This is a genomic window from Streptomyces sp. NPDC090499 (genome assembly GCF_044769305.1).
Taxonomy (GTDB): domain Bacteria; phylum Actinomycetota; class Actinomycetes; order Streptomycetales; family Streptomycetaceae; genus Streptomyces.
Genome location: NZ_JBIVXP010000031.1, coordinates 63788 through 81137 on the forward strand (window position 1 = coordinate 63788; position 17350 = coordinate 81137).

18 protein-coding genes are annotated in these 17350 nt (G+C 72.5%); 10 read left to right on the plus strand and 8 right to left on the minus strand.

All coding sequences use genetic code 11. From position 1 onward, the window contains the following. The first annotated feature begins 51 nt into the window (after positions 1 to 51). Positions 52 to 1092 (plus strand): zinc-binding dehydrogenase, encoded by a 1041-nt coding sequence (locus tag ACIQVL_RS49260; RefSeq protein WP_403441266.1) that lies wholly within the window; start codon positions 52 to 54, stop codon positions 1090 to 1092. Here ACIQVL_RS49260 and ACIQVL_RS49265 read toward each other — a convergent pair. Then, complete coding sequence (locus ACIQVL_RS49265; RefSeq protein ID WP_403441263.1) at positions 1076 to 1732, minus strand: TetR/AcrR family transcriptional regulator; 657 nt, start codon at positions 1730 to 1732, stop codon at positions 1076 to 1078. The two genes, ACIQVL_RS49260 and ACIQVL_RS49265, sit on opposite strands and share 17 nt — an antisense overlap. Positions 1733 to 1939: 207 nt before the next feature. Here ACIQVL_RS49265 and ACIQVL_RS49270 point away from each other — a divergent pair, with 207 nt between their 5' ends. The 5 genes from ACIQVL_RS49270 (at position 1940) to hemC (ending at position 7493) form a co-directional block, all read left to right on the plus strand. Then, positions 1940 to 3412, plus strand: a complete 1473-nt coding sequence (locus ACIQVL_RS49270) for an MFS transporter (protein ID WP_403478978.1) — start codon at positions 1940 to 1942, stop codon at positions 3410 to 3412. A gap of 109 nt (positions 3413 to 3521) precedes the next feature. Continuing rightward, positions 3522 to 4733 carry a sensor histidine kinase gene (locus ACIQVL_RS49275; RefSeq protein ID WP_403478979.1) on the plus strand — a complete coding sequence of 404 codons (1212 nt, stop codon included), beginning with the start codon at positions 3522 to 3524 and terminating at the stop codon, positions 4731 to 4733. Further along, positions 4730 to 5416: a response regulator gene (locus ACIQVL_RS49280; RefSeq protein WP_403441255.1), complete on the plus strand. Its 687-nt coding sequence runs from the start codon at positions 4730 to 4732 to the stop codon at positions 5414 to 5416. The genes ACIQVL_RS49275 and ACIQVL_RS49280 overlap by 4 nt, the downstream gene beginning before the upstream one ends. Before the next feature lie 93 nt (positions 5417 to 5509). After that, positions 5510 to 6466 (plus strand): ATP-dependent DNA ligase, encoded by a 957-nt coding sequence (locus tag ACIQVL_RS49285; protein ID WP_403478984.1) that lies wholly within the window; start codon positions 5510 to 5512, stop codon positions 6464 to 6466. Between the two features lie 91 nt (positions 6467 to 6557). Further along, positions 6558 to 7493, plus strand: coding sequence for a hydroxymethylbilane synthase (gene hemC / locus ACIQVL_RS49290; protein WP_403478980.1), 936 nt, complete (start codon positions 6558 to 6560; stop codon positions 7491 to 7493). A 510-nt stretch (positions 7494 to 8003) separates the two neighbouring features. Here hemC and ACIQVL_RS49295 read toward each other — a convergent pair. From ACIQVL_RS49295 to ACIQVL_RS49310, 4 genes are all read right to left on the minus strand, one after another. Then, entirely contained in the window at positions 8004 to 8534 is a 531-nt protein-coding gene (locus tag ACIQVL_RS49295; protein WP_403478981.1) for a hypothetical protein, read from the minus strand. Positions 8535 to 8731: 197 nt separating this feature from the next. Then, positions 8732 to 9583, minus strand: coding sequence for an ABC transporter permease (locus ACIQVL_RS49300; RefSeq protein ID WP_403441247.1), 852 nt, complete (start codon positions 9581 to 9583; stop codon positions 8732 to 8734). Further along, the gene (locus ACIQVL_RS49305) at positions 9543 to 10370 is read right to left on the minus strand and encodes an ABC transporter ATP-binding protein (protein WP_403441244.1); all 828 of its coding nucleotides are present in this window, start codon (positions 10368 to 10370) and stop codon (positions 9543 to 9545) included. The genes ACIQVL_RS49300 and ACIQVL_RS49305 overlap by 41 nt, the downstream gene beginning before the upstream one ends. Then, the gene (locus tag ACIQVL_RS49310) at positions 10367 to 10822 is read right to left on the minus strand and encodes a MarR family transcriptional regulator (RefSeq protein WP_352367060.1); all 456 of its coding nucleotides are present in this window, start codon (positions 10820 to 10822) and stop codon (positions 10367 to 10369) included. Before ACIQVL_RS49310 ends, ACIQVL_RS49305 begins: the two co-directional genes overlap by 4 nt. Positions 10823 to 11098: 276 nt before the next feature. Here ACIQVL_RS49310 and ACIQVL_RS49315 point away from each other — a divergent pair, with 276 nt between their 5' ends. After that, positions 11099 to 11890 (plus strand): RNA polymerase sigma factor SigF, encoded by a 792-nt coding sequence (locus ACIQVL_RS49315; protein WP_403478985.1) that lies wholly within the window; start codon positions 11099 to 11101, stop codon positions 11888 to 11890. A gap of 3 nt (positions 11891 to 11893) precedes the next feature. Here the strand turns inward: ACIQVL_RS49315 and ACIQVL_RS49320 are convergent, their stop codons facing one another. Continuing rightward, entirely contained in the window at positions 11894 to 12211 is a 318-nt protein-coding gene (locus ACIQVL_RS49320) for an ANTAR domain-containing protein (protein WP_403441240.1), read from the minus strand. A gap of 127 nt (positions 12212 to 12338) precedes the next feature. Here ACIQVL_RS49320 and ACIQVL_RS49325 point away from each other — a divergent pair, with 127 nt between their 5' ends. Next, entirely contained in the window at positions 12339 to 13184 is an 846-nt protein-coding gene (locus ACIQVL_RS49325) for a VOC family protein (RefSeq protein WP_403441238.1), read from the plus strand. A 153-nt stretch (positions 13185 to 13337) separates the two neighbouring features. Here the strand turns inward: ACIQVL_RS49325 and glgX are convergent, their stop codons facing one another. Next, on the minus strand, positions 13338 to 15473 hold the full coding sequence (glgX, locus tag ACIQVL_RS49330; RefSeq protein WP_403441235.1) for a glycogen debranching protein GlgX: 2136 nt from the start codon (positions 15471 to 15473) through the stop codon (positions 13338 to 13340). Next, positions 15470 to 15973: a pep a2 gene (locus tag ACIQVL_RS49335; RefSeq protein WP_403441232.1), complete on the minus strand. Its 504-nt coding sequence runs from the start codon at positions 15971 to 15973 to the stop codon at positions 15470 to 15472. Before ACIQVL_RS49335 ends, glgX begins: the two co-directional genes overlap by 4 nt. Positions 15974 to 16296: 323 nt before the next feature. Here ACIQVL_RS49335 and ACIQVL_RS49340 point away from each other — a divergent pair, with 323 nt between their 5' ends. Both ACIQVL_RS49340 and ACIQVL_RS49345 read left to right on the plus strand, forming a co-directional pair. Next, a complete protein-coding gene (locus ACIQVL_RS49340) occupies positions 16297 to 16590 on the plus strand; it encodes a DUF5133 domain-containing protein (RefSeq protein WP_403441229.1) in 294 nt (97 codons plus the stop codon). A gap of 100 nt (positions 16591 to 16690) precedes the next feature. Continuing rightward, positions 16691 to 17350: maltotransferase domain-containing protein (locus ACIQVL_RS49345; protein WP_403478982.1), on the plus strand; the 660-nt coding region annotated here is incomplete at its 3' end.

A 17350-nucleotide genomic window follows, 5' to 3' on the forward strand; every position in this document is an offset into this window, starting at 1 on the left:
AGCCCCAGCGGCGCGTCCGGGCCGGTACCTCCAGAAAGCGAGAGTCACCCCATGGCCACGATGAAGTCCGTACAGACCGGTGGCGTCGGCAGGATCGAGGTCGTGGACGTCGAGCGTCCCGTGCCCGGCCCGAAGGACGTCCTGCTGAAGATCCGCGCGGGCGGTATCTGCGGCACCGACGTCACCTTCCTGCACATGGGCGGCATGCCCGCCCGCGCCCACCTGGGCGGCGACCTGGTCCCGGTCCCGCTGGGCCATGAGCCGGCCGGCGAGGTCGTCGAGGCCGGCGCCGAGGTCACCGGGCTGAAGGTGGGCGACCGGGTGGTGGTGAACCCGCAGGACGCGCCCACCGGGATCATCGGCTGCGGCGGCCGGTACGGCGCGCTGAGCGAGTACCTGCTGATCGAGAACGCCGAGGTCGGCCGGAGTGTCGCGGTGTTCCCGGACACCGTGCCGTTCGAGGTCGCCGCCCTCAACGAGCCGATGGCCGTCTCCCGGCACGCGGTCAACCGCTCCGAGGCCGGTCCTGACGACAAGGTGGTCGTCTTCGGCGCGGGCCCGATCGGACTGGGCGCGGCGATCTGGCTGAAGCTGCGGGGCGTACGGCACGTGGTCGTCGCCGACGTCATCCCGGCCCGGCTGGAGAAGGCGCTGGCCGTGGGCGCGGACGCGGTGATCAACTCGGCCGAGGAGGACGTGACCGCGCGGCTGACCGAGCTGCACGGGCAGAGCGCCAACGCGCTGGGCCAGCCCCGCCCGGACACCGACATCTTCATCGACGCGGCCGGTGCCCCGGTCGTCTTCGACACCGTGGTGGCGAACGCGAAGTGGCACGCCAGTCTGGTCATGGTCGCCGTGCAGAAGCGGGGCGAGGTCGACCTGGGCGGCATGCTGCGCAGCGAGCTGACGCTCATCGCCTCGCAGGGCTACCCGACCGAGATCTTCGAGGTCACCCCCGAACTGGTCGAGCACCACGAACGGTTCGCGAAGCTGATCAGCCACCGTGTCCCGTTCACCGACGTGGAGGGCGCCTTCCAGCTGACCCTCACGCCGGGCGCGGCCGAGAAGGTCGTCGTCACCTTCGACGCGTAGCGGTGACCGGCGCCAGCCACAGCCCGAGCAGGGCGTCGGTCAGTCCGGTGGCCGCGTCGCCCCAGGTGGCGCGGGGTGTGTCGGTGCCCTCGGCGAGGGCGCGCTCGCGCTCGGCGCAGGTGTGCAGGATGAGCGTCCGGGCCATCTGGCCGCGTTCGGTGCGGACCTCGGCGGGCAGCTCCGGCAGCCGCCGGTCCAGCCCGGCCACGGCCTCCCGCAGCGACGGCGAGGCCAGGGACTCCTCGACCATGATCTCGTAGAGGGCAGGGTCGGTCGCCACCTGGGCGCAGAAGCGGGCGTACCAGGTGGGACTGCCCAGACCGGCGAGGTGCTCGGTGATCGGGCGGACCAGGCAGTCCACCCGGTCGCGGATGTCGCCGGAGTCGCCGACGGCGGCCAGCAGGCGGACCCGGATCTCCTCGATCTGCCCGAAGTGCCGGGCGGCGATCGCACGGACCAGGTCGGCCTTGGTGCCGAAGTGGTAGCCGACCGCGGCGTTGTTGCCCTGGCCGGCGGCCTCGCTGACCTGGCGGTTGGACACGGCGTAGACGCCCTGCTCGGCGAAGAGCCGTTCCGCCGTGGCCAGGATGACCTCCCGTGTCGCGCCGGCCTGCTCCGCCCGCGCCGTCCTGCCCGTCATGCCCACCACCGCTCCGGGACCGCGCACCACCCGGACCGGCCGGTCCCGCGAGCCGTACCGGGGCCTCGCCCGGGGCGGCGAGGTCCAGCCGAAAAAGCCTACGCGGCGGCGGTGCACGGTGCCGCCACCCCTGCCAGTAAAGTAAGTCAAGCGACTGACTTAAATAAGCCAAGTCGCTCCCTGTTCTGCCTACGGAGGCCCTCTCCCATGTCCGAAGCCCCTGTCCGGCCCACCGGGTCCACAAGCCCGGCCCAGCCGAGCCCGAACGCGGTGGTGGCGGTGCTGGCGCTGTCCGGCATCACCGTCTCGCTGATGCAGACCCTGGTGATCCCGATCGTCCCGGAGCTGCCGAAGTACCTGGACGCCTCGGCGTCCAACGCGGCCTGGGCGGTGACGGCGACCCTGCTCGCCGCCGCCGTGGCCACCCCGGTGGCCGGCCGCCTCGGCGACATGTTCGGCAAGCGGCTGATGCTGCTGGTCAGCCTGGTGCTGCTGGTCTGCGGCTCGGTGGTGGCCGCGCTCAGCGACACGCTGGTCCCGATGATCATCGGCCGTACCCTGCAGGGCCTCGCCGCCGCCGTGGTCCCGCTCGGCATCAGCATCATGCGCGACGAGCTGCCGCCGGAGCGCCTCGCGGGCTCGACGGCGCTGATGAGTGCCTCGCTGGGCGTCGGCGGCGCGCTCGGCCTGCCGGCCGCGGCGTTCATCGCGGACCACTACGACTGGCACGTGCTGTTCTGGACCTCCGCCGCCCTCGGTGTCGTGGCGTTCGCGCTGGTCAAGTTGCTGGTGCCGGAGTCCAAGGTGCGCTCGGGCGGCCGCTTCGACGCGCTCGGCGCGGTGGGCCTCGCGGTCGGTCTGGTCTCCCTGCTGCTCGCCGTCTCCAAGGGCGCCGACTGGGGCTGGGCGAGCGGCACCACGCTCGGCCTGTTCGCGCTCGCGGTCGTCGTGCTGCTCGCCTGGGGCTTCTTCGAACTGCGCACCACCCAGCCGCTGGTCGACCTGCGCACCACGGTCCGCCGCCAGGTGCTGTTCACCAACCTCGCCTCGATCGCCTTCGGCTTCTCGATGTTCGCGATGTCCCTGGTGCTCCCGCAGCTCCTCCAGCTGCCGACCCAGACGGGTTACGGTCTCGGCAAGTCGATGCTGACGGTCGGTCTGGTGATGGCTCCGCAGGGTCTGGTCATGATGGGCTTCGCCCCGGTCTCCGCGGCGATCACGAAGGCCCGGGGCCCGAAGGTCACGCTGATGATCGGCGCGGTGATCGTCGGCGTCGGTTACGGCCTCAACATCCTCCTGATGTCCGAGGTCTGGCACCTGATCCTGGTCTCCTGCATCATCGGCGCCGGTGTCGGCTTCGCGTACGGCGCGATGCCCGCGCTGATCATGGGCGCGGTCGCGGCGTCGGAGACGGCGGCGGCGAACAGCCTCAACACGCTGATGCGGTCCATCGGCACCTCGGTGGCGAGCGCCGTGGCCGGCGTGATCCTGGCCCAGATGACCATCAGCCTCGGCGGCGCCACCCTGCCCTCCGAGAACGGGTTCAAGGTGGTCATGGCGATCGGCGCCGGCGCGGCCGTGCTGGCCTTCGTCCTCGCCTCCTTCCTGCCCGGCCGCCGCCCGGCGGAGCCGGAGCCCGCTCCGGCCCCGGCGGCGCCCACCGCCGAGTCCGTGCACTGAGCCGCCGACGCGGACGGTGATCCGCGGCGGGGCGGGCGGTCCCCGGTGAGCGCCCGCCCCGCCGCCCGGGTCACGGACCACGGGCACAGGAGACCGACCGGAGTGACCGATGAACACCCCCTGGCAGCGCTACGCCGAAGAACACGCCCGGACCGTCGACACCATGGCGGCGGTACTGCTGTTCGCCTCGTTCCTGCTCGGCAGCGAGATCACCATGCCCCCCGGGACCCAGCCGAGCGCGGCCGGGCCGACCATCGCCCTCGCCGCCGTCGGCTGCGGTGCCCTGCTCTGGCAGCGCACCCGGCCGCGCACGGTGGTCGCCGTCGGCGCGGCGGCCACCGCGGCGGCAGCGGGGCTCGGGCAGCTGCCGACCCCGCTGCTGCTGGGCGGCCTGATGCTGGCGCTGTACCGGCTGGCGGTCGTCACCGACCGCCCCACCGCGCGCAGGTTCTACCTCGGGAGTCTCGCCCTCGTGGTGACCACCGCCGTGGCCTTCGCCCCGGCCGGCGTCCCCTGGCCGCTGGAGACGATCAGCCCGGCCGCCTGGCTGCTGCTGCCGGTCGTCACCGGCAATGCCGTACGGCTGCAGAGCGCGTATCTGGAGGCGGTGCACGCGCGGGCCGAACACGCGGAGCGCGGCCGGGAGGAGGAGGCCCGGCACCGGGTCGCGGAGGAGCGGATGCGGATCGCGCGGGAGCTGCACGACGTGGTCGCCCACCATCTGGCGCTGGCCAACGCCCAGGCCGGGACGGCGGCCCACCTGTCGCGCACCCATCCCGACCAGGTGCACCGGATCCTGCGGGACCTCGCCGGTACGACCGCCGCCGCGCTGCGCGAGCTGAAGGCGACCGTGGGCCTGCTCCGGCAGACCGACGACCCTGACCTGCCGCTCGCGCCGAGCCCCGGCCTCGCCCAGCTGCCGGAGCTGACCGGGGCCTGCGAGTCCGCCGGGCTGACCGTGCACGTCCACGTCGAGGGCACCCCCCGGCCACTGACGGCCGGCGTCGACCTGACGGCGTACCGGATCGTGCAGGAGGCGCTCACCAACGTCACCAAACACGCCGCCGCCGAGGCCGCGTACGTCAGGATCGGGTGGGCCCGGGACAACGTGACCCTCACGGTCACCGACAACGGCACCGCCACCGCCCCGCCCGCGCCCGCCCACGGGCGCGGATTCGGGCTGATCGGGATGCGCGAACGGGCCCGGTCGGTCGGCGGCGCCTTCGCCGCCGGACACCGGGACGGCGGCGGCTACGAGGTCACCACCCGGCTGCCGCTCTACCCCGGCACCACGGAACCCGAAGGACAAGGGACGCCATGACCATCCGCGTGCTCCTCGCCGACGACCAGGCCCTGTTGCGGGCCACCTTCCGGATCCTCGTCGAATCCTGTGCCGACATGGAGGTGGTGGCGGAGGCCACCGACGGCGCCGAGGCGGTCGCGCTCACCCGCGAGCACCGGCCGGACGTCGTCCTGATGGACATCCGGATGCCCGGCACCGACGGGCTCGCCGCCACGGCCGCCGTCTGCGCGGACCCGGACCTGTCCGGGGTGCGGGTGCTGATCCTCACCACGTTCGAGGTCGACGAGTACGTGGCCCAGGCGCTGCGCTCCGGGGCCAGCGGCTTCCTCGGCAAGGACGTGACCGCCGAGGCACTGCTGGACGGCATCAGGACGGTGGCCGCCGGCGAGTCGCTGCTCTCCCCCACCGCGACCCGCAGTCTCATCACCCGGTTCCTGGCCACGCCCGCGCCCGGCGCCCGGCTCGCCGCCCCCGAACAGCTGCGCGTGCTCACCGCGCGCGAGCGCGAGGTGATGGCGCTGGCGGCCGAGGGCCGCTCCAACGAGGAGATCGCCGGGAAGCTGTTCGTCTCCCCGCTGACCGTGCGCACCCACGTCCACCGGGCGATGACCAAGCTGGACGCCCGGGACCGGGCCCAACTGGTGGTGATGGCCTACCAGTCGGGGCTGGTGCAGCCCCCGCCGCCGGCACCGGCGCTCTGAGGCCTGTTCGGGGGAACCGGTCCCGGAAGGTGCGTGCGGCGGCCGTGCCGGGTTCACAACTCCTGCGTGACCGCCCTCCCCGTGATCCCGCCCATGCTCGCCACCGCCGGCCGGCTGCCGCCCGCCGCGCAGGACACCCGGTGGGCCTACGAGACCAAGCAGGACGGCCAGCGGGTGGTCGTCTACCTGCCCGGCGACGGCAGCCTGCTGTTGCGCGCCCGCTCCGGCGAGGAGATCACCGCCGCCTATCCGGAGCTGCGCCCGCTGGCGCGGGCCCTGGGCCGGACCCCGGCGATCCTGGACGGCGAGGTGCTGGCCGTCGACGAACACGGGCGGGCCGACTTCCAGTTGCTGCAGAGCCGGATGGGCCTGGCCCACGCGCCGGCCCGGGCAGCACGGATGGCGGCCCGGATCCCGGTCCACCTGGTGGTCTTCGACGCGCTGCTGCTGTCCGACCCGCTGCTCACCCTGGCGTACGCGGACCGTCGGGCGCGCCTGGAGTCCCTTGCCCTGGAAGGGCCTCACTGGTCGACGCCAGGGGCCGTGGTGGGGCACGGCGCCGAGGCGCTGCGGGCGACCCGGGAGCACGGTCTGGAGGGCCTGGTCTGCAAGCGGCTCGACTCGGTGTACGAGCCGGGGGTGCGGTCCCGCGCCTGGATCAAGATCCGGAACATGCGTGCCGAGGACGTGATCGTCGGCGGCTGGCTGCCGGGCAAGGGGCGGCTGACCGGGCTGCCGGGCGCGGTGCTGGTCGGCCAGCGGTCCGCCGACGGGCGGCTGCGGTACGTCGGCGGGGTGGGCACCGGCTGGAGTGCGGCGGAACGGACCGAACTGGCCGCGCTGCTGCGGGCCGCCGGTACCGGCTCCTGTCCCTTCGACCCGGTCCCGCCGGTCCCGGGCGCCCACTGGGTGCTGCCCCGGCTGGTCGGCGAGGTCGCCTACAGCACCCGGACCCGGGCCGGACTGCTGCGCCAGCCGTCCTGGCTGCGGCTGCGCCCGGACCTCGCGCCGGAGGAGTCGGCGGCGGACCTGCCGGAGGGCGCGGGCTGACCGCCGGGCGCTTCGCGGGCGCGGACCGGACCGGGCGGCGGCCGACAGGATGTCGGAATCGGCGGGCGGCGCGAAGGTCTATCGTGTCCCCATGCCGGTACCCGAGTTGATCCGTATCGTCTCCCGCGACTCGCCGATGGCGCTCGCTCAGGTGGCACGTGTCCGGACCGAGTTGGCCGCGCTGTATCCGCGGGTGCGCACCGAGGTCGTGCCGGTGAAGACGACCGGCGACAAGTGGCTGGGCGACCTGTCGCTGGTGGAGGGCAAGGGGGCGTTCACCAAGGAGGTGGACGCCGCGCTGCTGGCCGGGGCTGCCGATCTCGCCGTGCACTGTGTGAAGGACGTGCCCGCGGACCGGCCGCTGCCCGCCGGGACGGTGTTCGCGGCGTTCCTGAAGCGGGACGACATCCGCGACGCCCTCGTTCACCCGGGCGGGCTGACCCTGGACGAGCTGCCGCCCGGTACCCGGATCGGCACCTCCGCGGTCCGCCGGGTCGCCCAGCTGGCGGCCACCCACCCGCATCTGGAGTGCGTGCCCTTCCGGGGCAACGTCAACCGGCGGCTGGAGAAGCTGGCCGCCGGTGAGGCCGACGCGCTGCTGGTGGCGATGTCGGGGCTGGAGCGGATCGACCGCACGGACGTGATCAGCGAGGTGCTGGACCCGGAGACGATGATGCCGCCCATCGGCGCGGGCATCCTCGCCCTGCAGTGCCGGGAGGACGACTCCGAGCTGATCGACGTGGTGAGCGGGCTCGGTGACCCCGCCACCTACCGGGAGGCCACCGCCGAGCGGATGTTCCTGCATGTACTGCAGGGCCACTGCAACAGCCCGATCGCCGGCTACGCCCGGGTCGACGGCGGCGGCGAACTGTCGCTGCGCGCCTGCGTGTTCACGCCGGACGGCAAGACCCGGCTGAACGCCCACGAGTGGGCGGGCCGCCTCGACCCGGCCACCCTCGGCACGTCGGTCGCGGTGGCGCTGCTGCGGCAGGGGGCCCGGGAGATCATCGACGGTATCCCCCACTAGGCGCTCCGCTGGAGGTGCCGCGCCGGGTCGTCGTGCGTCTGCGGCGGCGTGGGGGCTGGTCGCGCAGTTCCCCGCGCCCCTTTGGGGGGCGGCAGTGCCTCGCCAGGCTGTTGTCCGTCTGCGGCGGCATGAGGGCTGTGGTCGCGCAGTTCCCCGCGCCCCTTTGGGGGGGCGGCAGTGCCTCGCCAGGCTGTCGTCCGTCTGCGGCACCATCGTGGCTGGTCGCGCAGTTCCCCGCGCCCCCTTCGGGGGGCGGCAGTGCCTCGCCAGGCTGTCGGCCGTCTGCGGCGGCATGGGGGCTGTGGTCGCGCAGTTCCCCGCGCCCCTTTGGGGGGGGCGGCAGTGCCTCGCCAGGCTGTCGGCCGTCTGCGGCACCATCGTGGCTGGTCGCGCAGTTCCCCGCGCCCCCTTCGGGGGGCGGCAGTGCCTCGCCAGGCTGTTGTCCGTCTGCGGCGGCATGAGGGCTGTGGTCGCGCAGTTCCCCGCGCCCCTTTGAGGGCGCGCTGTGGGTCAGGGAGTGGTGGGGCCGGGCTCCGTCTGGTCCTTGAGGAAGGCGGTCACCTGGTGGGCCAGGCTGCCGGGGGCGGCGCCCTGGCAGGCTGTGGCGGTGGTGGACTCCAGTACGCCGATGCCGCCCGCCCACAGTCGGCGCTCGGTCCACTCCTCGTCGACGCGCAGGTGGACCTGGACGTCCACCTGGGTCAGGGCGGCCTCCGGGGCGGCGGCGTAGAGGACGGCGGTGGCGCGGCGCAGCGGGTAGACGTCGAAGCCCTCGATGAACTGGGAGTTGCGCCAGTCGATGAACGCGCCCTCGCCGTCGGGGCCGACCCGGACGTCGATCTGGCCGTCCTCCAGCTGGACGCCGAGGTGGCGGGAGCCGCGGTTCTCGATGGTCACGCGGGCACTGAAGTACGTCAGCCCGGCCGCGGCGTCGTCCCGGCCGCGCGGCGGCTCGGACTCCTCCAGGCGGTGGACGCGGACCCGCAGACCGGCATGCTCGTCGTACTCGTGCCAGTCCCCGACCACGTTCGGCTCGTACACAGTGCCCCTCTCGACCCCCGCTGTTTATCTGTGTGCTCAGCGCACTGTCAAATGAGCGGAATGCGCTGTGGCCAGGGGGTTCGCCCGCTTTGATCGCTGATCAAGCGTTGCGCAGCGGTTATCCCGCCCCGGGGGTCCGGGGCGGGTCGCGGGCGCGTGCCGCACATCACGTCGGTGTACCCGGCACCGTGGCCGGCTCAGCGGGCCAGGCGGCCGAGCAGCGAGGAGGCCGCGGTGATGCCGAGGGCGGCGGCGACCGCCAGCACGGCGAAGTCGAGGCCGAGGTGGGCGGGGGTGCCGAGCAGCAGGCCGCGCAGCGCGTCGACCTGGTAGCTCAGCGGGTTGATCCTGCTGACCACCTGGAGCCAGCCCGGCATGATCGCCAGCGGGTAGAGCGCGTTGGAGCCGAAGAACAGCGGCATGGTGATCGCCTGGCCGATGCCCATCAGCCGGTCGCGGCTGAGCACGATGCCGGCGATGCTCATCGACAGGCAGGAGAAGAAGGCCGAGGCCAGGACGACGGCCAGGGCGACGCCGAGGAGCTTCAGCGGGTTCCAGGTGAGGGAGACACCGAGGATCGCGGCGATGACGATCACCACGACGGCCTGGATGAGGGACTTCACGCCGGCCGCGAAGGCCTTCCCGGTGATGAGGGCCGAGCGGGGGGTGGGGGTGACGAGGAGCTTGTTGAGGATGCCCGCGTCGCGCTCCCAGATGATCTGGATGCCGTAGAAGATCGCGATGAACATCGCGGACTGGGCGATGATGCCGGGCGCGAGGTAGTCGATGTAGGGGATGCCGCCGGTGGGTATCGCGTGTATCCGGGTGAAGGTCTGGCCGAAGATCAGCAGCCAGAGGGCGGGCTGGATCGCGCGGGTGTAGAGCTCGGTGCGGTCGTGGCGGAGCTTCTGCAGCTCGACGGCGCACATGGCGACGACGCGGGCGGGCAGCAGCCGCCAGCCGGAGCGCGGCTGGGGCGGGGTCAGGAGCAGGGACGTGCCCGTGCGCTCAGCCGACACGGTTCGCGGTGCGGCGGGTGCTTCGGACATCGCGGAAACCTCCTGACTGGTCGTCGAGGCCGCTGCCGGCCACGTCGCGGAAGACGTCTTCGAGGGTGGGCAGGGCGTCGGTGCCCTGGCGTTCGGCGAGGCCGCGCCTGAGTTCGGTGGGGGTGCCGAGGGCGCGGATGCGGCCGCGGTGCATCAGGCCGACCCGGTCGCAGTGCTGGTCGGCCTCGTCCATGTAGTGGGTGGTGACCAGCACGGTCATGCCGGTCGCCGCGCGTACGGAGTTGATCTGGTCCCACACGCTGGTGCGGGCGATCGGGTCGAGGCCGATGGTCGGTTCGTCGAGGATCAGCAGCCGGGGCGCGCTGACCAGGGCCTGGGCCAGTTCGAGGCGGCGGACCATGCCGCCGGAGTAGGTGCCGGCGAGCCGGTCGGCCGCGTCGACGAGGTCGACGGCCGCCAGCGCCTCGGCGACCCGCGCGGCGCGCTCGCGCCGCGGGACGTCGAAGACGCGGGCGAACAGTTCGACGTTCTCGCGTCCGGTGAGCCCGCTGTCGGCGGACAGCTGCTGCGGGACGTACCCGAGCAGCCGCCGTACGGCCATCCGCTCCCGGCCGGTGTCGTGGCCGAAGACGCGGACCATCCCGGTGGGGACGGGCAGCAGTGTGGTGATGCAGCGGATGGCGGTGGTCTTGCCTGCGCCGTTGGGGCCCAGCAGGCCGAAGACCTCGCCCTCGCCGACGCTGAGGTCGAGCCCGTCGACCGCCTTCGTCTCCCCGAAGGAGTAGGAGAGCCCGGTGCAGGCGACTGCGGCGGTGTCCGTTGTCATGATTCCCCGGTCTCCTCGTGCAGAGTGTCAGCGAGCCTGCGCAGCGCGGGAAGCGCTGCCCTGAGTGCCTCCTGGTCCGCCTCGTCCAGCCGGGTGACATGACCGGCGACGAGTTCCGCGCGGCGGCGGTGCCAGTCGGCGAGCCGCTTCTCGGCGTCGTCGGTGAGCAGCAGCCGGGCGGCCCGACGGTCGGCCGGGTCGGTCTCCCGGCGCATGAAGCCGTCCTTGACGAGCTGGTTGACCAGGGTCGACACCGAGTTGCCGGCCAGGTACAGCTCCTTGGCCGCGTCCGAGATGCCGATCCCCGGCCGGGACTCGACCAGGCGCAGCAGCTCCACCTCGGCGCCGCGCAGCCGCGGCCGGGTGAGCCCGCGGCGCAGTCTGCGGCGGATCAGCCGCTGGATGCCGACCAACGCGTCGGCGAGTTCTTCCGGAAAGGTCTCCGATTCCACGCCTCGAAGATTACCTCTGCTACAGAGGTATCTCCCCCAAGGGACGGTCAAAGCACGATCCGACGGGGAGACCGTCCAAGAATGGGAGCTATCTCACCTTTTTATCCGAATTGTTTCGCCATACGCCGTTCGGGGCATCCGTAGCTCAGTGCTTCGGACCGGAGGCACGTGCGTGGGAGCCGGCTTCCGCCGGGCGGCCCCGTGTCCTCTCCAGGGTCCGAGCGCCTTCCTCCCACGGTGTCCGTCCACCAGCACCTGCCGAGGGAGGTGCGCATGATGCGTGCCACCTGCACACCCGGGTCCCATCCTCACGACGACGCCCCGGACACGGCCCAGGCCTTCGTACGGCTGGCCGAACTGCCCGAGGGGCCGGAGCGCCGGGCACTCCGGGACGAACTGGTCGAGCTGTGGCTGCCCATGGCCGAGCGGATCGCCGTACGGTTCCGCGGCCGGGGCGAGACCCTGGAGGATCTGTACCAGGTCGCCGCGCTGGGGCTGGTGAAGGCCGTCGCCCACTACGATCCGGCGCGCGGCCGGGCCTTCGAGGCATATGCCGTGCCGACCATCACCGGCGAGATCAAGCGCCACTTCCGGGACCACACGTGGACCCTGCACGTGCCGCGCCGGGTCCAGGAGCTGCGCAACCGGGTCCGGAGCGCCCTCAGGGAGCTGGAGCAGACGACCCCCGGGCGCCCGGCCACCGTGGCCGAGATCGCCGCCCTGGCCCAGCTCACCGAGGAGGAGGTGCGGGCCGGGATGGAGGCCCTGGAGTGCTACTCGGCGCTGTCGCTGGACGCCGAGGTGCCCGACGGCGACGGCTACGCGCTCGGCGACACCCTGGGCGTCCCGGACCCCGGCTACGACCTGATCGTCGACCGCGCGGCCGCGGAACCCTGCCTCCAACACCTGCCCGAGCGTGACCGGCTCATCCTCTATCTGCGGTTCTTCCGCGGTATGACCCAGAGCCGGATCGCCGAGCAGCTGGGCATCTCGCAGATGCATGTCTCCCGCCTGCTCAGCGCCTGCTTCGACCGGCTGCGCGAGGAACTGCTGGCCGAGGCCGGCTGAGGGTCACCCGGTGGGCGGTGCGCCGGGGATCTGGGTGGGGCCGTACCGTTCGATGGCCTCCGCCAGCTCCACCCGGATCTCGGCGGGCATGTCGCCGGTGCGCCCCCAGACCAGGATCAGGTCCGCGACGTTGCGCAGCTTGATGTTGGTGTGCTGGGAGACCTCCTTGAGCACCTCCCAGCCCTCGTCGGGCGTCACCCTTCCGAGCGCGACCACCATCCCGATGGCCTGGTCCACCACGGCATGGGAGGCGACGGCCTCCTTGAGCTGCTCGACCTCCTCCTCCAGGCGGAAGATCCGGTCCGGCTCGCTCTCGCCCATCCATCCATGCTGTCACCCGTCTGGCTTCGCGCCACCGGGGTACTCGGCAGGCATTCCCACCGCTTCCGGTTGGAGACTGGTGGCAGACCGGTCGCCCCGCCGGCCCCGACACCAGGACGCGAGTGCCATGAACGACGACACGCCTCCCCCCGGACCCGCGCAGACCGGACCTGCGCAGAGCGGACCTGCGCACAAGAAGCGGCCGGTGGTCTCCACGCACTCGGTCTTCGGTGCCCCGTGCTGGGTGAGCCTGACCAGCCGCGACCTGCAGACGACCGAGGACTTCTACAGCGCCGTGCTCGGCTGGCGCTGGCGCAGCGTGCGGCTCGGCGACCACTTCCGGATCGCGCTGGCGGACGGGGTGCCGGTGGCGGGCATCGCCGCGGTCGCCTCGATGTGGCAGATGGCGGTGGCCTGGACGCCGTACTTCGCGGTGCCCGACGCGGACGAGGCGGTGTCCCGGGCCCGGGAGCGCGGCGGCACCCCCGCGGTGGGGCCGCTCTCCTTCCCGCCCGGCCGGGCGGCGCTGATCGCCGACCGGGACGGCGCCGTCTTCGGCATCTGGGAAGGGGAACTGGTCTCCAACTGGGAGACCTGGCGGCAGGCCGCGCCGACCTTCATCCGCCTGCACACCCGCAACGCCTTCGACTCCGCGATGTTCTACGGCGAGGTCCTCGGCTGGGCCTCCGACAAACCGGGCTGCTGCGAGGTCGAGTACGAGGCCGGCGAGGTGGTGCTGCGCAGCCGCGGCGACGCGGTGGCCCGTATCGACTCGGGGGCGGTGGAGGCGGCCCCCGACCCGTCGGTACGGCCGCACTGGCAGATCCACTTCGCGGTGACCGACGTGGCGGCCTGTGCCCGGATCGCCGAGAAACACGGCGGCAGTGTGCTGAGCGAGGGGGACACCGAGGCGATCCTGCGGGATCCGGACGGCGCACAGTTCACGGTGACGACGGCGCGGGGGGCGCGATAGCCGTTGCCGGGTGCGCCCTGGTGGTCCGGTGCGGGTGCGTCGTGGCTGGTCGCGCAGTTCCCCGCGCCCCTGAAGGGGCGCTCACCGCAGCGCCCTGCTTTCAGGGGCGCGGGGAACTGCGCGAGCAACCCCCACGCGCCCGCAGCCGAAGGACTACCGCGACGGCCGCGACAGCACGACCAGGCTCCGCGCCTCCACACGCAGCCTGGTGCCCGCCTTGCGCTCGCGTTCGTCCGGCGCCCCCTCCGCGTCGGCCGTGTCGATGAGGGTCGTCCAGCGCTCGCCGTAGGAGTCGTCGGGCAGCCGGAAGTCGACCGGTTCCCAGTGGCTGTTGAGGAGCAGCAGGAACGAGTCGTCGATCAGGCGCCGCCCGTAGGGGTCGCGTTCGGCGATGGCGTCGCCGTTGAGGAAGACGCCGACCGAGTGCGCGTCGGGCCGCTGCCAGTCCCGGTCGGTCATCTCGCGGGCGTCGGGCAGCAGCCACACCAGGTCGGGCAGCGGCTGCCCGGGGCGCGTGGTGGTCTCACCGAGGAAGAAGCGCCGCCGGCGCAGCACCGGGTGGGCGGCGCGCAGGCCGATGACGTACCGGGTGAAGTCGGTGAGGCTCTGCTGCTCCTCGGTCAGTTCCCAGTCGACCCAGGAGACTTCGTTGTCCTGGCAGTAGGCGTTGTTGTTGCCGTGCTGGGTGCGGCCGAGTTCGTCGCCGTGGCTGAGCATCGGGATGCCCTGGGACAGCAGCAGGGTGGCGAGGAGGTTGCGCTGCTGGCGGCCCCGCAGTTCCAGCACGGCCGGGTCGGTGGTCTCGCCCTCCGCCCCGCAGTTCCAGGACCGGTTGTGGCTCTCGCCGTCCCGGTCGCCCTCGCCGTTGGCCAGGTTGTGCTTGTCGTTGTACGACACCAAATCGCGCAGCGTGAAACCGTCGTGCGCGGTGACGAAGTTGACGCTCGCCCGCGGCCGCCGCCTGCTGGCCTGGTACAGGTCGGAGGAGCCGGTGAGCCGGGAGGCGAACTCGCCGAGCGAGCCCGGCTCGGCCCGCCAGAAGTCCCGTACGGCGTCCCGGTAGCGGCCGTTCCACTCCGACCACAGCTGGGGGAAGTTGCCGACCTGGTAGCCGCCCTCGCCCAGGTCCCACGGCTCGGCGATGAGCTTGACCCTGCTGATCACCGGGTCCTGCTGGATCAGGTCGAAGAACGCCGAGAGCCGGTCCACCTCGTGGAACTGCCGGGCCAGGGTGGCCGCGAGGTCGAAGCGGAAGCCGTCGACGTGCATCTCGGTCACCCAGTACCGCAGCGAGTCCATGATCAGCTGGAGCACGTAGGGGTGCCGCATCAGCAGGCTGTTCCCGGTGCCGGTGGTGTCGTAGTAGTGCGCCCAGTCGCCGTCGACCAGCCGGTAGTAGGAGGCGTTGTCGATGCCCCGGAAGGACAGGGTGGGGCCCATCTCGTTGCCCTCGGCGGTGTGGTTGTAGACCACGTCGAGGATCACTTCGAGGCCGGCCGCGTGCAGCGCCTTCACCATCGCCTTGAACTCGTTGACCTGCTGGCCCCGGCTGCCGAAGGCGCCGTAGGCGTTGTGCGGGGCGAAGTAGCCGATGGTGTTGTAGCCCCAGTAGTTGGACAGGCCCCGGTCCTGGAGCACCCCGTCCTGCACGAACTGGTGCACCGGCATCAGCTCGACCGCCGTGACGCCGAGGGAGGTCAGGTGGTCGAGGACCGCCGGGTGCGCGAGACCGGCGTAACTGCCCCTGAGCCGCTCGGGTACCTCCGGATGGGTGCGGGTCAGGCCGCGGACGTGGGCCTCGTAGATCACCGAGTCGGAGTACGGCCGCCGGGGCGGGCGGTCGTCGCCCCAGTCGAAGTAGGGGTCGGTGACCACACCGAGCAGGGAGTGCCCGGCGCTGTCGGCCGGGGCGGGTCCGCCGGGGGTGCGCTCGTAGAGGGAGGCGTGGTTGTCGATCTGGCCGTCTATCGCCCGGGCGTACGGGTCCAGGAGCAGCTTCGCCGGATTGCACCGGTGGCCGAGTTCGGGCGCCCAGGGACCGGTCACCCGGTAGCCGTAGCGCTGTCCGGGCCCGACGCCGGGCAGGTAGGCGTGCCAGACGAAGCCGTCGACCTCGGTCATCGGCACCGTCGTCTCGGTGGCGGCGTCGTTCACCAGAACCAGTTCGACCCGCTCGGCGACCTCGCTGAACAGGGCGAAGTTGGTGCCCTGCCCGTCGAAGGAGGCCCCCAACGGGTAGGGGTGCCCGCTCCACACGGGCACCCCCTTCCGGGACTTGCGAGCCGTCACCGGGCGCCCTCCAGGACGCCCTCGGCGGATGCGGCCAACTGGGCTGCGGGAAGGGCGCGCGGCACCTTGAGGACCTGTCGCAGCCAGGGCGCCGGACCGGTCGGGACCAGTGGGACGCGCTCCCCGGAGCGGGCCCGCTGCGAGAACCAGATGATCTTGCTGCCGGTCTCCGGGGCGCAGCACCCCCAGCCGTCGCTGGTCGCGGCAAGGTGCGCCAGGCACCCGCGCAGATCCTGGTCGGGGCGGAGATCCCGGTCGTCGTCGCCGATCGCGGTGATGAGGTGCTGCCCGTTCCACCACATCTCGATGGACGTGTGTTTGTCCGTCGCGTGCTGGTCGATGGCGGTCAGCAGCAGTTCGGTACCGCGGCAGACGGGGTCCACGAGGTTGTCGAGATCCCAGTAACGCAGATGGGCGGCCAGTATGCGGCTGACCTGTCCCACCCGTTCCGGGCTGACCTCAACGTCGAGGTGGTAGTAGCAGGGCACTGCGGTCTTCATTGTCGCTAGCTCCTCACCCGCGAAGCTCCCGCTCCCCCTCACCCGTCCGGAAATCCGTTCCGGAAGCGCAGCGTGAGCGTTGGTCGCTCCTGAGTCACCTTCACTGTGCGGGCGCTACGCCATTCGTGCAACACGAGAGGCGCACGAGGCGGCCGAGCCGGTCGAGGTCGTTGAAACTCCAACAAGACGCTCGGTCATCACCCGTGCACCATGAGTGAAAGCCTCGATTCGCCGTAACGGCTCCGTGCTCTTCCGCGCCCGGACGCTCCCCCCGATCCGGGGACACGTGCCCATTCGAGAGCGTCGGAAGGAAAGACACGGCCATGCTGCTACCCGCGAAGGCCGAGGTGGCCCGGCAGCTGAGGCGCTACCGGGCGTGGGAGCGCGTCATGCTCGCCTCGCCGCAGGACCGCGAGGTGCGGTCCACCTTCGAGGACTCGGGTTACACGCTGTGCGTGCTGATGGGCAAGCGCTGCGCCCGGGAGGCGGTGGACGCGGCCGAGCGCTACCTGCGCACCAGCCTCGTCACCTATGTGCGGGAACAGAGTGGGCGGTCCCAGCTGAGCGGGAAGGTCCGGCAGGGGCCGCCGGCGGAACGGCGTTCCGCAAGGCAGTGATCCGCAGGCGGACCCGCGGGAAGACACCGGTCTTCCGGCACACTACGGACCGCGGAGCCGGGCCCCGGGCCCGGCTCCGCGCACGGCGGAGGTGAGACCCATGAAGGCGACTGAGGCCATCGGCCGCGTTCCGGTGCGTGACGTCCGGCCGGCCGTGGAGTGCGGCCGGCGGCCGGCGAAGGCGGTCCCCGGCGAGACCTTCGAGGTCACCGCCACCGTCTTCCGCGAGGGGCACGATGCCGTCGGCGCCAATGTGGTGCTGTGCGATCCCGAGGGCCGGCCGGGCCCGTGGACGCCGATGCGGGAACTGGTCTCCGGCACCGACCGCTGGGGCGCCGAGGTCACCCCGGACGCGACGGGCCGCTGGACGTACCACGTGGAGGCCTGGAGCGCCCCGCTCGTCACCTGGCGGCAGCACGCGCGGGTGAAGATCCCGGCGGGCATCGACACGGGTCTGGTCCTGGAGGAGGGCGCCGAGCTCTACCAGCGGGCGGCCGCCGGAGTCCCGGACGGTCCCGGCCGCGAGCGGGTGCTCGCGGCAGCCCTGGCCCTGGGCGACGACTCCCTGCCCGTCCACACGCGGCTGGCGAACGCCCTGGCACCCGAGGTCGACGAGATCCTGGCGCGGTATCCGTTGCGGGAGCTGGTGACCGTCTCGGAGCCGTTGCCGTTGCTGGTGGAGCGTGAACGGGCGCTGTACGGCTCCTGGTACGAGTTCTTCCCGCGTTCGGAGGGGACGGCGGAGCGGCCGCACGGCACG